A 15,616-nucleotide genomic window follows, 5' to 3' on the forward strand; every position below is an offset into this window, starting at 1 on the left:
AGACCTCATGTCTTTTGCAAAAGCGCGAGCCTGAGAGCCAGCCCCGCAAATATTCCCGCCGAAATCCGGCCCAGCCAGATGCCCGCGCGCGAGCCCGGCGCCAAAAACCGCCCGGCAGCACTGCCAAAGACCCCAACCAGCCCGTTGATGACAAAGCCGCCCAGCGCCAGGACCAGCCCAAAGATCAGGAACTGCCCCAGCACCGGTCCGGCCTCGGGCACCACAAATTGCGGCACAAAGGCCAGCACAAACAGGATCACCTTGGGGTTGGTGAGATTGACCCAGAACCCGGCGCGAAAGCTATGCGCTGCGGGGGGCTGGGGCTTATCCGCTGTCGGCAATGGCGCTCTCAGCGCACTCCAGGCGAGATAAAGCAGATAGGCAACGCCAAGCCAGCGGATCACATCAAACAGCGCGGGCTGGCTGTTCACCACCGCCCCCAGACCCAGCCCGGCCAGCGCCACATGCACCATGCCCCCGGTGGAGATCCCGGCACTGGCGGCCAGCGCCGATCTGCGCCCCGCCCGCAGCCCCTGACCAAGGCAGAACATCATATCCGCCCCCGGTGTGAGATTCAGCGCCAGCGCCGCGGGCACAAAGGCCAGGAGGCTAAGTGGGTCAATCACAGCCCCACCTCAAAAAAACTGGGCACCGGCCCCAGGTTTGCCGTCACGGTATTGCCAACCTGACCGCGAAACCCCCAGCTGTCGTGAATATGGCCAAAGAGCGCCAGCTGCGGCTGCAATCGTTCAACCGCCCGCAGGATCGACTGCGATCCGACGCAGAGCCCGGTCGAGGTCTCATCCCCCTGCCCCTTGGGGGGGGAATGGCAAATCAGCAAATCAGCGCGACTGCAGCGCGACAAAAGCGCCTCGGCCTCCTGTTCTGACAGATCATAGGACCAATCGCCAAAAGGCGTTTCAGGCACCCCTCCGCCCATGCCAAAGATCTGCAGCCCTTCAATCTCCAGCGCCTCACCATGCAGCACATGCGTCTCCGGCAGGGCTGCGGTTCGCAGCTCCTCGGCGCTTTCGGCATTACCGGGTACGGTGATCAGCGGTTTTGCGATCCCCGTCAATAGCGACATGGCGCGGTCCAGACCCTTGCGTCCATTGCAAAAATCCCCGGCGCCAATCACCAGATCCGCCTGGGCACTGGCCGCAACCAGCTCTGCCGCGTGGGGGGCGCTGAGATGCAGATCAGAAAAAGCCATGATTTTCATCTGTGAAAGACCCCTAGTTTGCTGCGCCCAGCCGTGCCTTCAACTCCAGCAGATCCGCCCAGGCGGCGCGCTTTTGCTCGGGCAGGCGCAGCAGATAGGCCGGGTGGAACATCGGCAACACGGGCTTGCCCCAGGCCTCTGCCCAGGTGCCGCGCAGCCTTGTGATGCCGCGCTTGCCCAGCACCGCCTGACAGCTAATATTGCCCATCAGCACCAGGATCTCCGGCTGGGCCAGTTCCACGTGACGCTCCAGAAAGGGCAGCATCATGTCGATCTCTTCCGGGCTGGGATCGCGGTTTTGCTGCGGCCGCCAGGGCAGCACATTGGTAATATAGACGTTTTTGTCCCGTCCCAGATCAATGGCCTCGAGCATGCGGTCCAGCAATTGCCCCGCCGCGCCCACAAAGGGTTTGCCCTGCTGATCTTCTTCGCGCCCCGGTGCCTCGCCGATCACCATCACCCGTGCGCCCGGCTGGCCATCGCCAAAGACCAGATTGCGGGCGCCCATTTTCAGCTCGCAATGGCGGTATTCTGCCAGGGCGGCCCGCAATGACGGCAGCGCTGTGGCAGCAGCAGCGGCCTTGCGGGCCTCGGCCACCGGATCAACGGGCTTGGGTTTGGGAGGAATGGGCGGCGGCGTGCCCGGCTTCTGACCAGCGGCCTGCCCCGGCTGTTGCGCCTGACCTGCCTTTGGCGCAGGCGCGGCCAGCTCGTAGCGGTTGACCGGCTCTTCACACAGGGCCTCGGTGGCGCCAAGTTCCACCTGCCACTCCAACAGCGCTTTTGCGCTCCAATAATCAATTGCCGATTCCATGGCCTAAGCTACCGCGCCGCGCGGGTAAGCGAAACACCTCTAATTCAGGCCCTTTTGACGCCCCTTGCACGCCTTGCCCGCCGGGGCCAAGCTGCCTATAAGATGCGCCAAACAGAGCGGAGCCGCCCCATGTCTTTCGACCATCGTCACCTGCTTGGCATCGAGACCCTCAAACCGCATGAGATCACCGCGATTCTGGATCTCGCCGACAGCTATGTGGAGCTGAACCGCCGCCCCGAGAAACACTCGGATGCCTTGGCGGGGCTCACCCAGATTAACATGTTTTTTGAAAACTCCACCCGGACCCAGGCGAGTTTCGAGATTGCCGGCAAGCGCCTTGGGGCCGATGTGATGAATATGGCCATGCAGGCCTCATCGATCAAAAAGGGCGAGACCCTGATTGATACCGCCATGACCCTGAACGCCATGCACCCCGACCTGCTGGTGGTGCGCCACCCCCATTCCGGCGCGGTGGATCTGCTGGCACAAAAGGTCAACTGCGCGGTGCTGAACGCCGGCGACGGCAAACACGAGCACCCGACCCAAGCGCTGCTGGATGCCCTGACCATCCGCCGGGCCAAGGGGCGGCTGCACCGGCTGAATATCGCCATCTGCGGCGATGTCGCCCACTCCCGCGTGGCGCGCTCCAACCTGATCCTGCTGGGCAAGATGGAAAACCGCATCCGCCTGATCGGCCCGCCCACCTTGGTGCCCGGTCAGTTCGCAGAATTTGGCGCCGAGATCTATGATGACATGCGCGAAGGGCTGAAAGACGTCGATGTGGTGATGATGCTACGCCTGCAAAAAGAACGTATGGACGGCGGCTTTATCCCCTCTGAGCGCGAGTATTTCCACCGCTACGGGCTGGATGCCGACAAGCTCTCTTATGCCAAGGAAGACGCCATTGTCATGCACCCCGGTCCGATGAATCGCGGGGTTGAGATCGACGGCACCCTGGCGGATGATATCAACCGCTCGGTCATTCAGGAACAGGTGGAAATGGGCGTTGCCGTGCGCATGGCGGCGATGGATCTTTTGGCGCAGAACCTCCGCCAGAGCCGCAGCGCGCAGGCCAGCTGATCGCATGACGGATGTCCTCGAAATCCCAGCCGGAGAGCGCGGCGTGATCCGGATCTTTGATCTGGACATGGCCCCCGAGCAGGCGCGTTTCCTGCGCGAACCCGGTGCCTTGGCGCAGGTGCTTGGGATAGGCGAGATCGACCTGGATCACGTAGAGATCTTTCCCGTCTCGGATCTCGAAGAGCTGGGGCTGGCGGGCTATCTGACCCAGGGTTGCGGCATTGCGGAAGCAGAAATTGCCCCGGATCGCGCCCCCCTGTCAGCGCTGGAAGGCCATGTGCTGTTGCTGCGCTCACGCGCCTTTGGGGGGCAAGCCGCGCGGCTGACGCCGGCCAGCCAGATCACGCATATTGCCAACTATGGCGAAAAGCCGATCAACTGGAGCGCCCCTCTGCAGGCCACTCCTGAAAGCAGCAAGCTCTATACCGGGCCCAAGCTCTCTCCGCGCGCGGCCCGCCACGCGGCCCGTCGCATCGGCGCTGCGCTTTTTGCCGTGGTGATGAGCCTCATTGCCCTCCTCCTATATGTACTGGTGTTCTGAGATGGATGTGATCGAGTTCAACCCCAACCGCAGCGCCTATATCACCGCCCATGCCTGGATGGCCGCGATTGCCATGGTGGCCGGGATGGTTATCCTTTGGGCCCTGGGCAACCCGCATGTCTGGACCGGTGCCATCGGCGGGCTGGGCGCCATTGTTTTACGCGGCTGGTACATGATGAGCGAAGAACTGGCTGTGGTCTGGCGTATTGAGTACGGTGTGCTGACCGGCCCAGCTGAGCGCCGGGTGCCGCTGAACCAGATCGAGGCGGTCAAGACCATGGGGTCCTACGTGCAGGTGATCACCAAGGGTGGAGACAAGCATCTGATCAAGTACCAATCCTCACCCAACACCACTGTTGCTGCCCTCAATCACGCCATCGAAAGGCCTGTTGCATGACCCTTTTGTTCACCAATGCCCGCCTGATTGACCCCGAAGCCGGCACCGATAGCCCAGGTGCCCTGCTGGTTCAGGACGGTATGATTGCCGAGACCCTGCCCGCGGGTACGGAGCCCGCGCAACTGTTTCGTGCGCGAAACATTGATGCAGAGACGGTCGAGGTCGTGGACTGCGATGGCAATTGTCTGGCACCCGGCATTGTCGATATCGGCGTCAAGGTCTGCGAGCCGGGCGAGCGCCACAAGGAGAGCTACAAGACTGCGGGTCTCGCCGCTGCCGCTGGTGGTGTGACCACCATCGTCACCCGCCCCGATACCACGCCGAGCATCGACAGTCCGGAAACCCTGGAGTTTGTCACCCGCCGCGCCCAGGCGGATGCACCCGTGCATGTGCTGCCCATGGCCGCTCTGACCAAGGGGCGCGAAGGGCGCGAGATGACCGAGATCGGTTTTCTGATGGATGCCGGCGCGGTGGCCTTTTCTGATTGCGACCATGTGGTCAGCAATACCAAGGTGTTCTCCCGCGCCCTGACCTATGCGCGCAGCTGTGGTGCGCTGGTGATTGCCCATCCACAAGAGCCGCTGCTAAGCGCTGGCGCTGCGGCCACCTCTGGTAAGTTTGCGGCGCTTCGGGGCCTGCCTGCGGTCTCACCCATGGCGGAACGGATGGGGCTGGACCGTGACATTGCGCTGCTGGAGATGACCGGGGCCAGATATCACGCCGATCAGATCACCACCGCCCGTGCCCTGCCCGCGCTGGAGCGGGCCAAGGCCAATGGGCTGGACATCACTGCCGGCACCTCGATCCATCATTTGACCCTGAACGAGCTGGACGTGGCCGACTACCGTACCTTCTTTAAGGTGAAACCACCGCTGCGCTCTGAAGAAGACCGTCTGGCGGTAGCCGAAGCAGTGCGTTCTGGGCTGATCGACACGATCTCTTCGATGCACACGCCGCAGGATGAAGAAAGCAAACGTCTGCCCTTTGAGGAAGCCGCGGCGGGCGCCGTGGCGCTGGAAACCCTGCTGCCAGCCGCGATGCGGCTTTACCATGGTGAGCTCATGGATCTGCCGACACTGTTTCGTGCCATGGCGCTCAACCCGGCAAAACGGCTGGGGTTGGAGAGCGGTCGGCTCAGCACCGGAGCCCCAGCGGATCTGATCCTGTTTGACCCAGACATGCCCTTTGTGATGGATCGTTTCCAACTGAAGTCGAAATCGCAAAATACCCCCTATGACGGGCAGCGCATGCAGGGCAGAGTGCTGGCAACCTATGTCACCGGTACGCCGGTATACCGGAGAGACTGATGCCCCTGATTGAAAGCGCCGCTGCCATCCTGCTTTTGTGGGCCGTGATTGGCTACCTGCTGGGATCGATCCCCTTTGGCCTGCTGCTGACCCGCGCTCTGGGGCTGGGCAACCTGCGCGAAATTGGCTCGGGCAATATCGGCACCACCAATGTGCTGCGCACCGGCAGCAAGGCCGCCGCGGCGGCGACATTGATCTTGGATGGCGGCAAGGGCGCGGCGGCGGTGCTATTGGCGCGTTCTCTGGCCGGCGAAGACGCCGCGCAACTGGCCGGGCTGATGGCCTTCCTTGGCCATTGTTTCCCGGTCTGGCTGAAGTTCAAGGGCGGCAAGGGGGTTGCAACCTTCCTTGGGCTGATGCTGGCGCTGGCCTGGCCGGTTGGGATTGCCTGCTGTCTGACCTGGGTGGCCACCGCCGCCGTCAGCCGGATCTCTTCGCTGAGCGCCCTGGTTGCCGCGCTGGCCGCGCCGCTCTGGGCCTATCTTCTGGGCTATCCCGCAGTGATCCTGTTGCCAATCCTCTTGGCGGCGATTGTGTTCTGGCGCCACAGTGCCAATATCAGCCGCCTGCTGGCAGGTACTGAGCCCCGTATTGGCCAAAAATGACTACAAGGGGCTGCGCCTGCCCCTTACCCACTGATCCGGGCTGCATCATTAGGGAATGAGTCGCTCCAAGCCCCGGCCATTGGCCCAGGTTCCGTGCAGCTCTCCGCTGGGCATGCGCACATAGACCACCGGATAGGTGTCGCCCCAATCCACCCAGATCACATCGCCACTGCGGGTCCCCTTGCCCGCGTAGCTTTGACTGCCGACCTGCCAGTTGACCGCGATCACCCCCTTGTTGTCACGGATCTGCACCTTGCCGCTGTAGCTGCTGCCATCCGGATTCCGCCCCTCTGCCCGGTAGTGCCCCGCAACGCTTTGGGCCGCGACAGGGCCGGCTGCCATGAGGGTCGAGGCGATCAATCCAGAGATCAACACCCGCCGGGATAAAAAACTATTCATCGGGAATTCCTCCTATGCAATGGATCTACTGTGCCCCGACTTGCCGGATATGTCAGCAAAATATGGACCTCTTGATATTGTGATGGCCTAAGTCTGCGCATCCACGCACAGTCCTTCTGGACATTTGCGCAATCAAAAACAGTTTGATTGAACGTGATCACCCCCCTCTCCACATGGGTTCCATGACAGCCAGACAGGCCATCATACAAATCGCAAATATGCCGGTCAGCCCGCTAATGCAGCCACTGACCGGACAGGAAAAGGAACGATCCGATGAACGCATTTAAATCCCTGCTGAGCGGCGTGGCACTTTCGGTTGCAATGGCAACTTCGGCATTGGCCGCAGGCGTTGAGCTCAACGCATCCTCCACCGGTCTTGCAATGCAGGGCTACGACCCCGTCGCATATTTCACCGACGGCGCCCCCGCCAAGGGCAGCTATAAAATCACAACTGTTTTTAATGACGCGACCTACCGCTTTGCCTCCGAAGAGCACAAAGCGCAGTTTGAGGCCAACCCAGAAGCATATCTGCCCGCCTACGGCGGCTACTGCGCCTTTGGCACCGCCATGGGCTTTAAATTCGACGGTGACCCAACATACTGGAAAATCGTTGACAACACACTGTACCTGAACCTGTCCAAGGACATCCAGGAACGCTGGGAAGGTAACATCCCGGGCTTCGTTCAGGACGCCAACGGCCACTGGGAAAACATCGCAGATGTAGAGCCCGCAGCCCTGCAGCAGTAAGCCAGACACAGGCTTTTCCTGTACTGGTATGAACATGAAACCGGCGGAGCCAACAGGCTTCGCCGGTTTTCGTTTTGATTGATCTAGCGTCTGGCCAGTTCCTCGATGGCCTCAGCCGTACGCTTGGTATTGTGATAGACCCCCAAAAACAGATACATCATCCCGCCCATGAGAATGGCGTAGATCGAGCCGATGACAAACACGGCCAGAGCCGGCAGCAAACCACCATTTGGTGCAGGCGCCAAAAAGGCCCCGGCGGTACCCGCCAACACCCCAATGCAGAGCAGGATCACAAAGACACCCACCAGCTTATCAAAAAGACCTATGAACAGATCGCGCATTTCAAACTCCCTGATTGTAAATGCCAACAACTGTGCAGGTTCTGACAGGGTCTAATCAAGGAAAACTCTTGACGCGACTCACAATTCATGAATTTCTGTCATTACAGAAAAGTCAGGACTTTCGAAATGAACCTCACTCCCGCCATGCAGAACTTCATCCTCCACTGGGGCGAGATGGGCTCCAAATGGGGGGTCAACCGCTCGGTGGCGCAGATCCACGCGCTGCTGCATATCTCCACTGATGCGATGACGGCGGATGAGATCTGCGAGACACTCAATCTGGCCCGGTCCAATGTTTCCAACGGGTTGAAAGAGCTGCAATCCCAAGGGCTGGTCAAGGCCTCAAGACAGCTCGGCGATCGACGTGATCACTTCACCTCGATCCGCGACATGTTCGACCTAGTGGATGCGGTGATCAAAGCCCGTCGCGAACGCGAGTTCGCCCCGACCCTGCGTGCCTTGGATGAGGTGATGAAAGAGGCAGAAGGCGATGACACCCCCAAACGCACCAGGGACCGCATGGACGAGACCCTGCGGGTTATGCAGATGTTTGATGATTGGTATGTTGATTTCTCGCGCCTGCCCCGCTCGGTACATCTGGCGGTTCTGAAACTGGGCGCCAAGCTGGTGCGGTTTTTGCCCGGCGGCAAGTCATCGGGATAAAACAGAACAGACGACCATCTTAGGCAAAAAAAATTTGCGAGGTAATTTCTCAAATGACAGAAATAACTGAATATAATGTGTCACCCTTTTATCCCCCCGTCTCGACAAGGCGACACCTGATTGATCCAACCGCCTTTGGACTGGCCATGGTCGGTGGCCCCATCATCACAGGAATCGCAGGAGCGCCTCTTTTGCTCATCCCTTCCTTTGCGACCCTGTTCGGAGGGCCGATCTACCTATTGGCCGGGGTCCCCGTGATGCTTTTTCATCTAAGGCGTCACCGCCCAAAACCTGCTGGCTGGGCCCTGCTCGCATTGGCAACCTTTCTGGCTCTCTTCACCTCAGTCACTCTCATCGCTTGGGCGAAAAATGGGAACTTAAATGGCATCAGCGCAATCCTGATCTTTGGCAGCGTCTTTGCGCCGATCTGGGGCTCCGTGAGCGGTGCGATCTATCACCGCCTGGAACGCGACTTTTTCAAACAAACACTCTGACTGCGAAAGGAAACCACATGTTACTTGAAATCTCACTCTACCTGGGCCTCGGCCTGCTCATGCTTCTCTCAATGGCCCTGATGATCCTCAAAATTGGGAGCCTGCTGGGAGACTGCCCCCGCACCGGACGCGCTGCTAAGGCAGCAGCCGTTACCATCGCCACAGGCTACGCCATGGTGGGATTGGGCGGTGTGGTCCTGATCGGTGCGGCAATCCCTCTGCTTGAAGACGGTCTTCTTGCCCTGCTCCCGGCACTCGGCCTGGTGGCGATCTGCCTAGGCCTAGGGCTTTCCCATGCTGTGGCGACCCTGCGCGCCGTTGTGCGCGAGGCGGTGCAAGGGGCTCAACCCCTTCTGCCCACTGAAAAGAGCAAATCAGCGCGCCCCGCCTAAAGCCACTCTGGAAAGGAGCAAGACATGTGCCCGCCCCGCGTCAAAGAAGAGGCACCCCGAAATGTGAACTGGCAGGATCTGCTGCCAGTCACCCGCCGCCAGCGCTGGGGTGAGCTGACCCTACCGCTGCCCTGGCTGGCGCTCTCCTGGGGGCTTTATGCCTCACCCTTTTGGCCTGCCGGGGCACTCGCCAGCTTCATGTTCTTCCTCTGCGCGCTGCGGCTGAACCATGAGGCAATCCATGGCAATCTCGGCCTGCCCCGGCGCCTGGACTTCGCCCTGTTGCACCTGCTCAGCGCACTGATGATGGGCTGCAACTGCTCCATCGCCTGGAGCCATATGCAGCACCATCGTCACGCCATGGGCCCCGGCGATATTGAGGGGCATTGCGGTGATATGAGTGCAGCAGAGGTCTTGCTGTACGGTCCCCGGTTTCCTTTCGATCTGATCCATCATTGCTGGCGCGGTGGCGGGCACAAATGGCGGCGGCGCATGTTCTACGATGGGCTGGGCCTCACGCTCACCCTCGGCCTAGTCTTTCTTAGTGGTTGGACCTTCTTGCTGCTGCATCTGGCCGCCATGGTGCTGGCGCAATGCCTCACCGCCTTCTTTGCCGTCTGGATCACCCATCAGGGCACCGCAGATACCGGTCTTGCTGGGCGCAGCCAGCGCGGTCTGTTTGCCCGGCTGGCCTATCTGATGTTTTATCACCGCGAACATCATCTCTTCCCCAGGGTTCCGGTCAGCCGCCTGCCGGAATTGGCCGCACGCCTAGATGCGCAGGTTCCCGGCTATTGCGAGGCGCGCCAACCGGTGCTGCCCTGGTTGGACCCCGCGCGCTAAGCCGCCAAAAGACCTATCCAACCGCAAAGCGCCGCAAGGAAAACAGCGCGCCTCAGCAGCTGGTACATTCCGGATTTTGGGACATGGGAAAGGCCTCACCGAATAGAAGGTCGAAGCCCTTGGTCAGAACGTCGGTTTGGTCAGCATCAGCCAAACAATGGCCAACACCGCCCCAAAAGCGGGAAACCCAAAGGCGAACCACCAACGATAAAACCTATGGTATTTTGCGGGGAGGGTTTTTTCAGCATCCCGAGCGGCGATGGCGAGATTGCGCATCTGAATTTGCATCCAGACAACAGGCAGCCAAAACGCCCCAACAAATACATAGAGAGCGAGAGACAGGGCGACCCAGCCCTCAAAGAGCGGCCAGCCGACTTCGCGGGCCAGAAAATAGCCCGTGATCGGCTGGATGATCGCAGCAGAGGCCGTAAAAACTGTATCCGCGAGCACAACAATGCCAGCAACATGCGCGATGAGTTTGGGGTCCTTGCTGAGATTGGACATAACCATGAAAAAGGCTATGCCCGCCCCGGTTCCCAATAAAACGGTCGCGCCAAGAATATGCAAAAATAGCAGGGCTTCGTAGGTCATCTGTCTTCCATCATCAGCCATACCAAGGCGGCAAGTGTCATCCCCGGCAAAACCTTGACCATCGGCCCAAGGGGATCTGCCCAGAGATCGGGGGCGGCAATAAGGCTGCCTATCAGATAGGCGCTCGACAGTCCGAGCATTCCGAGCGCAGCAGGCTTGGTCCAGCGTCTCCACAAAATTCCGATGCCCAAAATCATATCTGCCACAGCGCCGCCAAACACGGTCGGGGCAATCACCCATGAGGGCGCCGCGCGCTCCGCCAGAACCGACATGGCGCGCGCCGGATCGATGAGGGTTATCAGGCCGGATAGGAGCCAGAATATGGCCAGTGTCCCGATAGCCAGGGGAAGCGCGAGGTAAGCTCGGGAAAAAAGCCGCTCTTGGCGCGTCGCTGGCAAGAGCGCCAATGTATCATCCAGCGATCGACAAGGACACCCTCCGGCGTTCTTCCACGTGTCCGGGTCACCGCGAACGCCATCCGCAAGTCTTGTAATGGCTGTCGTTCGTAGCGCTGAACGCCACCCGAGGTATCCTAATAGATCGGCAATTTTCCCCATGGCAGTCACAAGGGAGCCTGGAAGGGTCGGGCAGGCAACCGGATCCGCCCACCCCTGCCATCTGCGCACCTTTGCCAGCAGATCCGGAAAACTATGGGCGTCCTGTTCGGTAATATCTGCAATGGTACCGGAGTGTATTCGCCCCTGTGCAGATGCGACAACCGCATCGGCAACATCCCCAACATAAACCGTCTGGATCTGCGCCTTCGGGAAAACACGTGGCTGGATCAACGGCAGCGCCGAGGCCGCGCGAAGAAGGGCGGTTCCCCCATAGGCCTCTGGCGACAACACCAGTGTAGGGCGCAGGATGACCCAGTTCTTAGCGCGCGAAGAAAGGATCCTCTCCCCGCGCGCTTTTGTCCGAAAGAAGGCGGTTGATGCCGTCTCGGAAACACCGGCTGCGGAAATCTGAACGATCCGAACCGGCAACCTTGCAGCCGCCTCAACCAGGCGCGCCACAGCTGTCACATGGATTGCTTCGAGATCGTCCTTTGCGCCATCCTGAAGCGCGCCCGAGGCGTTCACAACGACATCTACACCATCGAGCATCGCCAACCATTCATCGGTTGTGATGCTTGGAATGTCGCGGATAACCCATTCGACAGGCAAGCCCACCGCGTTGGCCGAACGCATCGATCGCCCGAGGCCAGAGACCTCAAAACCTGCCTTGGCAAGAGCCCGCATGCAGGCGAGCCCAATCAAGCCATATCCTCCAAGAACAATCGCTTTGGGCACTCTCATTCCTTTTCCGTGCATCAATTGCACATGACCTGGGTTCCTGAAGAAATCTGGCACTGCTTTGTTAGAATTGGCCAGAAACGGGAAAACCGAAAGACAAACTTTAAAGTTTCCAACTGTGTGGCTTCGGGACTTAACGCCCAGAACCAGCCTATATGTGCATCCACAAATTAACGATAAAAATCAAACGCCTGCCGAGAGGACCCACGGCAGGCGTTGCTTTTGTATCTGAAAACCCAGGGTGCGCCACTCAACCGCGCCCCCTTTTGCCTGTCAGATTTGATCTTCAGTAGCTGTAGTCGCCGTAGATCCGGGTCAAATCGCCATTCCAGTCACCATGATAGCGCTCCAGCAATTCATCAGCGGGCACCTTGCCACTGTCGAGGCTGTCTTTCAGCGCATTGAGGAAATGAGTCTCATCCGGCACCAGACCACCGGCTCCGGGACGGGCACGGTTTTTCAGGCCCGCATCGGAAATTGCCACCACTTCGCGGGCCAGATCGTGCATCTTGATGCCATTCACCTCTGCCTGCAGCCCCTCGCGGGAGGCGGCAACACGCAGGCCTTCGCGGGTCTCGGCATCCCAGCCTTTGACCAGATCCCAGGCCGCATCCAGCGCGGTTTGATCGTAAGTCAGCCCAACCCAGAAGGCCGGCAGCGCACAAAGGCGCCGCCAGGGGCCGCCATCCGCGCCGCGCATCTCCATGTATTTCTTGATCCGCGCTTCCGGGAAGGCGGTGGTCAGGTGATCCGCCCAATCCGACATGGTTGGGGTTTCGCCGGGCAGTGCTGGCAGTTTTCCCTGCAGGAAATCGCGGAAGGACATGCCCAGCGCGTTGATATATTCGCCGTCGCGATAGACAAAATACATCGGCACATCGAGCGCATATTGCACGTAAGCCTCAAAGCCAAAGCCCTCGTCAAAGACAAAGGGCAGCATGCCGGTGCGGCTGTCATCCAGATGCCGCCAGATCTTGCTGCGCCAGCTTTTGTGGCCGTTGGGTTTGCCTTCAAAGAAGGGCGAATTGGCAAAGAGCGCTGTCGCCACCGGCTGCAGCGCCAGGGCGACGCGCAGTTTCTGCACCATGTCGGCCTCGGAGCCAAAGTCGATATTGACCTGAACGGTGGTGGTGCGGCGCATCATGTCCCGCCCCATGGTGCCAACCTTGGCCATATAGTCGTTCATCAGGCGGTAACGCCCCTTGGGCATCAGAGGCATCTCGTCATGGGACCAGATCGGGGCGGCGCCCAGACCGATAAAGCCCACGCCAATCTTGTCAGAGATATCCTTGACCTCGCGCAGGTGATTGTTCACCTCATCGCAGGTCTCGTGAATGGTCTCCAGCGGAGCACCAGACAGCTCCAGCGCGCCGCCCGGTTCCAGGCTGACATTGGCGCCGTCCTTTTCCAGACCAATCAGATTGCCGCCCTCAGTGACCGGCGACCAACCATAGGTATCGCGCAGCCCTTCAAGAACCGCCACAATCGAGCGCTCGCCCTCAAAGGGCAACGGCTTGAGCGTATCTTTGCAATAGCCGAATTTTTCGTGCTCGGTGCCGATGCGCCAGGCATCACGTGGCTTGCAGCCGCTGGCCAGATATTCGGCCAAATCTTCATGGCGCTCAATGGGTCCGCCGCCGGACTGGGGAATGGACATGCCGGGCACTCCGTCCTGTAGGGTTATCGTGGGTAGAGTTATCTTGGGAAATTAGTGGTGAGCGGAATCGCCACCAGTGTCAATGCAGCCTGTGCAGCGGCGGGCGGCTAGAGCTGCGTTCCCAGATCACGACCTGGTGAGGGCCGGCACGGCGCAGCTCGCTCAGCATCCGCTCGGTCTTCAGTCCCGGCAGGGCGGCAAAGACATCAAACAATGCCTCATGGCCCGCAGCAGTGACCGGAATTTCCAAAGGCGGCTGCCCCTCTTGTTCCAGCACCCAATGGGGCGGTTTGGCGGTGTGATCCAGCCGCAGACGTTGCAGCTCGGAGGCGGCAACCGCGCCGCCTGTGAGGGGGCCGAAATAGGCGATCTGACCCTCATCCACCTGCACCACCCCGGGACCTCCGGCACCAAGGCGAAAGCGCAGCCTCTGGGCGCCAATCACTGCAATCACCAGCCCGACAACAATCAGCGCCCAGCCGGTGACTTCGGTCACTCCAAAAGAGGTAAAGGCCCAGTTCAGCCCCACCAGCAGCATCAGCGCGGCAACAATCAGCTCGCGCCAGCGCCACAGCGCCACACGGGCCTCGGGACGAATGAAACTCATGGTGTCTCTCCCAATCAGGTCTCTCCCAATGTGATACCTGGATCAAAATTTACAATCCGGTAGCCGCCAATAGGTGCAAATCCAATCGCCTCATAGGCGCGCGCGGCGGCTGGATTGGCGGCAAACAGGATTGCCTCCGTCACGCCCGCCTCTTGTGCCTCGGCCAGATGCAGGGCTACGGCGCGCCGTGCATATCCCTGCCCCCGCATATCGGGCGGCGTATAAACCCCGCCAACCTGAACGATTGCAGGCAAAGCCGCGTTAAAGTTGGTCATTGCCAGGACTGTGCCATCCAGCTCCAACACCCGCAAACGATCCGCCGCGAGCAGCTCTTGCAGGCTCGCCAGCGCCCTGTCGCGATTCTCCACTGTGTCACGCGCACCGAGGATCTCCACCTCAGAGGCCAGGCGCCACTGCGCCAGAAGCGGCAGATCCTGTGCGTCTGCCGGGCGCAGCTGGCCTAGACCTGCAGAAAGGGTGAGGTCGCCAAGGCGGAGATGATAATGCGGTTCCACCTCATCCATCACCGCGTTGTGGCAGGGGAGGTCAAGCGCGGCAACCAGATGGTCGGCCTGATCCACCGCCCCATTGAGCCCCAACAGTTTGCGGCCATAAAGAGCTTTGCGGATCGCCGGATACTGCGCAGGTGTCAAAGCCGGAGCTTCAAAGACCACATAACCTGCCGCAGCATAGCCAATCACCCCGGTGATCTCGCCCGCCGTTTCGCTGAGCCAGAGCACCATGCTCTTGGGGTAATCATTGCCCTGATCTCTCCCAAGGCCAAAATCGCGCAGGTTGCCGGACAGAAACATTGATGTTGCCACCCGTGGCGCCAGAAAAGCCTCGATAGCGGGCAGATCGGCCGTGGTTGCGCGGTGCATCGTCACCAGTCTCCCATTGCCTGCTGCCACAGGGTCATAGCAGCGACAGCAGCGGTATCGGCGCGCAGGATACGGGGGCCAAGGCTGACCACATGGGCCTGCTCCATCGCGTGCAGGCGTTTGCGTTCCCTGTCGGAAAACCCGCCCTCGGGGCCGATGACAATGGCCCAGGGTGCTGCACTGTGGGATTGTGCAGCTAGTTGCAGCGCATTACCCACCTCGGCCTCGTCGCAGAACATCAGCTGACGCTCGGCGGGCCAGTGGTCCAGGAGCTGCGACAGTTTTTGCAAATCACCGACCTCGGGCACATAGGTGCCGCCGCATTGCTCGGCCGCCTCGACAGCATGGGCCTGCAGACGATCCTGCCGGATGCGTTCGGAATTGGTGTAATCCGTGCCCACGGGCAGAATGCGGGCGGCGCCCATCTCGGCGGCTTTCTCAACAATGAAGTCGGTGCGGGCCTTCTTGATCGGCGCAAAGATCAGCCACAGATCCGGCGGCATCTGCAAGGGCTTGCTCTGTTCAATACAGGTCAGGGTGCCGCCGCGCTTGCCTGCCTCGGTGATCTCGGCCTGCCACTCGCCGTCGCGCCCGTTGAACAGCGCCACCGCTCCGCCCAGGCGCTGCCGCATCACCCCAAAGAGGTAATGCGCCTGCGCCTTCTCCAGAGGAATGGATTGCCCTGCACCCAAAGGGTGCTCTACATACAGTCTGATTTTTGCACTCATGAGGCCCTACAT

Annotated in this window: 21 protein-coding genes; 10 read left to right on the forward strand and 11 right to left on the reverse strand. The window is 60.4% G+C overall.

Annotated features, from left to right (window positions below; all coding sequences use genetic code 11):
• Positions 1–5: 5 nt before the first annotated feature.
• The 3 genes from ED661_RS03730 to ED661_RS03740 are packed head-to-tail and all read right to left on the reverse strand — an operon-like array spanning position 6 to position 2,036.
• Positions 6–626 (reverse strand): LysE family translocator, encoded by a 621-nt coding sequence (locus ED661_RS03730; RefSeq protein ID WP_122072604.1) that lies wholly within the window; start codon positions 624–626, stop codon positions 6–8.
• The gene (locus ED661_RS03735) at positions 623–1,222 is read right to left on the reverse strand and encodes a metallophosphoesterase (RefSeq protein WP_122072605.1); all 600 of its coding nucleotides are present in this window, start codon (positions 1,220–1,222) and stop codon (positions 623–625) included. Before ED661_RS03735 ends, ED661_RS03730 begins: the two co-directional genes overlap by 4 nt.
• A 13-nt stretch (positions 1,223–1,235) precedes the next feature.
• A complete protein-coding gene (locus tag ED661_RS03740; RefSeq protein WP_122072606.1) occupies positions 1,236–2,036 on the reverse strand; it encodes a uracil-DNA glycosylase family protein in 801 nt (266 codons plus the stop codon).
• A 129-nt stretch (positions 2,037–2,165) separates the two neighbouring features.
• On the opposite strand from ED661_RS03740, the gene ED661_RS03745 reads away from it, so the two are divergent.
• The 5 genes from ED661_RS03745 to plsY are packed head-to-tail and all read left to right on the forward strand — an operon-like array spanning position 2,166 to position 5,966.
• Positions 2,166–3,116: an aspartate carbamoyltransferase catalytic subunit gene (locus tag ED661_RS03745; protein WP_174214159.1), complete on the forward strand. Its 951-nt coding sequence runs from the start codon at positions 2,166–2,168 to the stop codon at positions 3,114–3,116.
• Positions 3,117–3,120: 4 nt separating this feature from the next.
• The gene (locus ED661_RS03750) at positions 3,121–3,657 is read left to right on the forward strand and encodes a hypothetical protein (RefSeq protein ID WP_122072607.1); all 537 of its coding nucleotides are present in this window, start codon (positions 3,121–3,123) and stop codon (positions 3,655–3,657) included.
• Between the two features lies 1 nt (position 3,658).
• Positions 3,659–4,054 carry a hypothetical protein gene (locus tag ED661_RS03755; protein WP_122072698.1) on the forward strand — a complete coding sequence of 132 codons (396 nt, stop codon included), beginning with the start codon at positions 3,659–3,661 and terminating at the stop codon, positions 4,052–4,054.
• The gene (gene pyrC, locus ED661_RS03760; RefSeq protein WP_122072608.1) at positions 4,051–5,361 is read left to right on the forward strand and encodes a dihydroorotase; all 1,311 of its coding nucleotides are present in this window, start codon (positions 4,051–4,053) and stop codon (positions 5,359–5,361) included. The genes ED661_RS03755 and pyrC overlap by 4 nt, the downstream gene beginning before the upstream one ends.
• Positions 5,361–5,966: a glycerol-3-phosphate 1-O-acyltransferase PlsY gene (gene plsY / locus ED661_RS03765; protein WP_122072609.1), complete on the forward strand. Its 606-nt coding sequence runs from the start codon at positions 5,361–5,363 to the stop codon at positions 5,964–5,966. The genes pyrC and plsY overlap by 1 nt, the downstream gene beginning before the upstream one ends.
• Before the next feature lie 48 nt (positions 5,967–6,014).
• On the opposite strand, the gene ED661_RS03770 is transcribed toward plsY, so the two are convergent.
• The gene (locus ED661_RS03770; RefSeq protein WP_122072610.1) at positions 6,015–6,365 is read right to left on the reverse strand and encodes a hypothetical protein; all 351 of its coding nucleotides are present in this window, start codon (positions 6,363–6,365) and stop codon (positions 6,015–6,017) included.
• Between the two features lie 273 nt (positions 6,366–6,638).
• Here ED661_RS03770 and ED661_RS03775 point away from each other — a divergent pair, with 273 nt between their 5' ends.
• Positions 6,639–7,112, forward strand: coding sequence for a YHS domain-containing (seleno)protein (locus ED661_RS03775; RefSeq protein ID WP_122072611.1), 474 nt, complete (start codon positions 6,639–6,641; stop codon positions 7,110–7,112).
• A gap of 83 nt (positions 7,113–7,195) precedes the next feature.
• Here ED661_RS03775 and ED661_RS03780 read toward each other — a convergent pair whose 3' ends face one another.
• Positions 7,196–7,453 (reverse strand): hypothetical protein, encoded by a 258-nt coding sequence (locus ED661_RS03780; RefSeq protein WP_054459811.1) that lies wholly within the window; start codon positions 7,451–7,453, stop codon positions 7,196–7,198.
• Positions 7,454–7,579: 126 nt separating this feature from the next.
• Here ED661_RS03780 and ED661_RS03785 point away from each other — a divergent pair, with 126 nt between their 5' ends.
• Genes ED661_RS03785 through ED661_RS03800 form a run of 4 tightly spaced genes read left to right on the forward strand, consistent with a single transcriptional unit; the run spans position 7,580 to position 9,845 of the window.
• Positions 7,580–8,116: a GbsR/MarR family transcriptional regulator gene (locus ED661_RS03785; protein WP_122072612.1), complete on the forward strand. Its 537-nt coding sequence runs from the start codon at positions 7,580–7,582 to the stop codon at positions 8,114–8,116.
• A gap of 53 nt (positions 8,117–8,169) precedes the next feature.
• Complete coding sequence (locus ED661_RS03790; protein ID WP_122072613.1) at positions 8,170–8,610, forward strand: hypothetical protein; 441 nt, start codon at positions 8,170–8,172, stop codon at positions 8,608–8,610.
• A gap of 17 nt (positions 8,611–8,627) precedes the next feature.
• A complete protein-coding gene (locus ED661_RS03795; protein WP_122072614.1) occupies positions 8,628–9,002 on the forward strand; it encodes a hypothetical protein in 375 nt (124 codons plus the stop codon).
• Positions 9,003–9,026: 24 nt separating this feature from the next.
• On the forward strand, positions 9,027–9,845 hold the full coding sequence (locus ED661_RS03800; protein WP_122072615.1) for a fatty acid desaturase: 819 nt from the start codon (positions 9,027–9,029) through the stop codon (positions 9,843–9,845).
• 123 nt (positions 9,846–9,968) lie between these two features.
• Here ED661_RS03800 and ED661_RS03805 read toward each other — a convergent pair whose 3' ends face one another.
• The 6 genes from ED661_RS03805 to ED661_RS03830 form a co-directional block, all read right to left on the reverse strand.
• On the reverse strand, positions 9,969–10,436 hold the full coding sequence (locus ED661_RS03805; RefSeq protein ID WP_122072616.1) for a DUF2269 domain-containing protein: 468 nt from the start codon (positions 10,434–10,436) through the stop codon (positions 9,969–9,971).
• Complete coding sequence (locus ED661_RS03810) at positions 10,433–11,734, reverse strand: SDR family oxidoreductase (RefSeq protein WP_122072617.1); 1,302 nt, start codon at positions 11,732–11,734, stop codon at positions 10,433–10,435. Before ED661_RS03810 ends, ED661_RS03805 begins: the two co-directional genes overlap by 4 nt.
• 283 nt (positions 11,735–12,017) lie before the next feature.
• Positions 12,018–13,388 carry a glutamate--cysteine ligase gene (locus ED661_RS03815; protein ID WP_122072618.1) on the reverse strand — a complete coding sequence of 457 codons (1,371 nt, stop codon included), beginning with the start codon at positions 13,386–13,388 and terminating at the stop codon, positions 12,018–12,020.
• Positions 13,389–13,467: 79 nt separating this feature from the next.
• Positions 13,468–13,995: a hypothetical protein gene (locus tag ED661_RS03820; protein ID WP_122072619.1), complete on the reverse strand. Its 528-nt coding sequence runs from the start codon at positions 13,993–13,995 to the stop codon at positions 13,468–13,470.
• A 14-nt stretch (positions 13,996–14,009) separates the two neighbouring features.
• Positions 14,010–14,876: a GNAT family N-acetyltransferase gene (locus ED661_RS03825; RefSeq protein WP_122072620.1), complete on the reverse strand. Its 867-nt coding sequence runs from the start codon at positions 14,874–14,876 to the stop codon at positions 14,010–14,012.
• Positions 14,877–14,878: 2 nt separating this feature from the next.
• A complete protein-coding gene (locus ED661_RS03830; RefSeq protein WP_122072621.1) occupies positions 14,879–15,604 on the reverse strand; it encodes a 16S rRNA (uracil(1498)-N(3))-methyltransferase in 726 nt (241 codons plus the stop codon).
• Positions 15,605–15,616 lie beyond the last annotated feature (12 nt).

Source organism: Pseudophaeobacter sp. EL27, from assembly GCF_900313025.1.
Classification (GTDB): domain Bacteria; phylum Pseudomonadota; class Alphaproteobacteria; order Rhodobacterales; family Rhodobacteraceae; genus Pseudophaeobacter.

Excerpts from the sequence above, each read along its gene's own strand:
- ED661_RS03735 (WP_122072605.1), bottom strand. The coding sequence starts at position 1,222 with ATGAAAATCATGGCTTTTTCTGATCTGCATCTCAGCGCCCCCCACGCG.
- ED661_RS03785 (WP_122072612.1), top strand. The coding sequence starts at position 7,580 with ATGAACCTCACTCCCGCCATGCAGAACTTCATCCTCCACTGGGGCGAG.
- ED661_RS03780 (WP_054459811.1), bottom strand. The coding sequence starts at position 7,453 with ATGCGCGATCTGTTCATAGGTCTTTTTGATAAGCTGGTGGGTGTCTTT.
- ED661_RS03820 (WP_122072619.1), bottom strand. The coding sequence starts at position 13,995 with ATGAGTTTCATTCGTCCCGAGGCCCGTGTGGCGCTGTGGCGCTGGCGC.
- ED661_RS03805 (WP_122072616.1), bottom strand. The coding sequence starts at position 10,436 with ATGACCTACGAAGCCCTGCTATTTTTGCATATTCTTGGCGCGACCGTT.
- ED661_RS03790 (WP_122072613.1), top strand. The coding sequence starts at position 8,170 with ATGACAGAAATAACTGAATATAATGTGTCACCCTTTTATCCCCCCGTC.
- plsY (WP_122072609.1), top strand. The coding sequence starts at position 5,361 with ATGCCCCTGATTGAAAGCGCCGCTGCCATCCTGCTTTTGTGGGCCGTG.
- ED661_RS03795 (WP_122072614.1), top strand. The coding sequence starts at position 8,628 with ATGTTACTTGAAATCTCACTCTACCTGGGCCTCGGCCTGCTCATGCTT.
- ED661_RS03830 (WP_122072621.1), bottom strand. The coding sequence starts at position 15,604 with ATGAGTGCAAAAATCAGACTGTATGTAGAGCACCCTTTGGGTGCAGGG.
- ED661_RS03800 (WP_122072615.1), top strand. The coding sequence starts at position 9,027 with ATGTGCCCGCCCCGCGTCAAAGAAGAGGCACCCCGAAATGTGAACTGG.
- ED661_RS03745 (WP_174214159.1), top strand. The coding sequence starts at position 2,166 with ATGTCTTTCGACCATCGTCACCTGCTTGGCATCGAGACCCTCAAACCG.
- ED661_RS03740 (WP_122072606.1), bottom strand. The coding sequence starts at position 2,036 with ATGGAATCGGCAATTGATTATTGGAGCGCAAAAGCGCTGTTGGAGTGG.
- ED661_RS03815 (WP_122072618.1), bottom strand. The coding sequence starts at position 13,388 with ATGTCCATTCCCCAGTCCGGCGGCGGACCCATTGAGCGCCATGAAGAT.
- ED661_RS03825 (WP_122072620.1), bottom strand. The coding sequence starts at position 14,876 with ATGCACCGCGCAACCACGGCCGATCTGCCCGCTATCGAGGCTTTTCTG.
- ED661_RS03750 (WP_122072607.1), top strand. The coding sequence starts at position 3,121 with ATGACGGATGTCCTCGAAATCCCAGCCGGAGAGCGCGGCGTGATCCGG.
- pyrC (WP_122072608.1), top strand. The coding sequence starts at position 4,051 with ATGACCCTTTTGTTCACCAATGCCCGCCTGATTGACCCCGAAGCCGGC.
- ED661_RS03770 (WP_122072610.1), bottom strand. The coding sequence starts at position 6,365 with ATGAATAGTTTTTTATCCCGGCGGGTGTTGATCTCTGGATTGATCGCC.
- ED661_RS03810 (WP_122072617.1), bottom strand. The coding sequence starts at position 11,734 with ATGAGAGTGCCCAAAGCGATTGTTCTTGGAGGATATGGCTTGATTGGG.
- ED661_RS03755 (WP_122072698.1), top strand. The coding sequence starts at position 3,659 with ATGGATGTGATCGAGTTCAACCCCAACCGCAGCGCCTATATCACCGCC.
- ED661_RS03775 (WP_122072611.1), top strand. The coding sequence starts at position 6,639 with ATGAACGCATTTAAATCCCTGCTGAGCGGCGTGGCACTTTCGGTTGCA.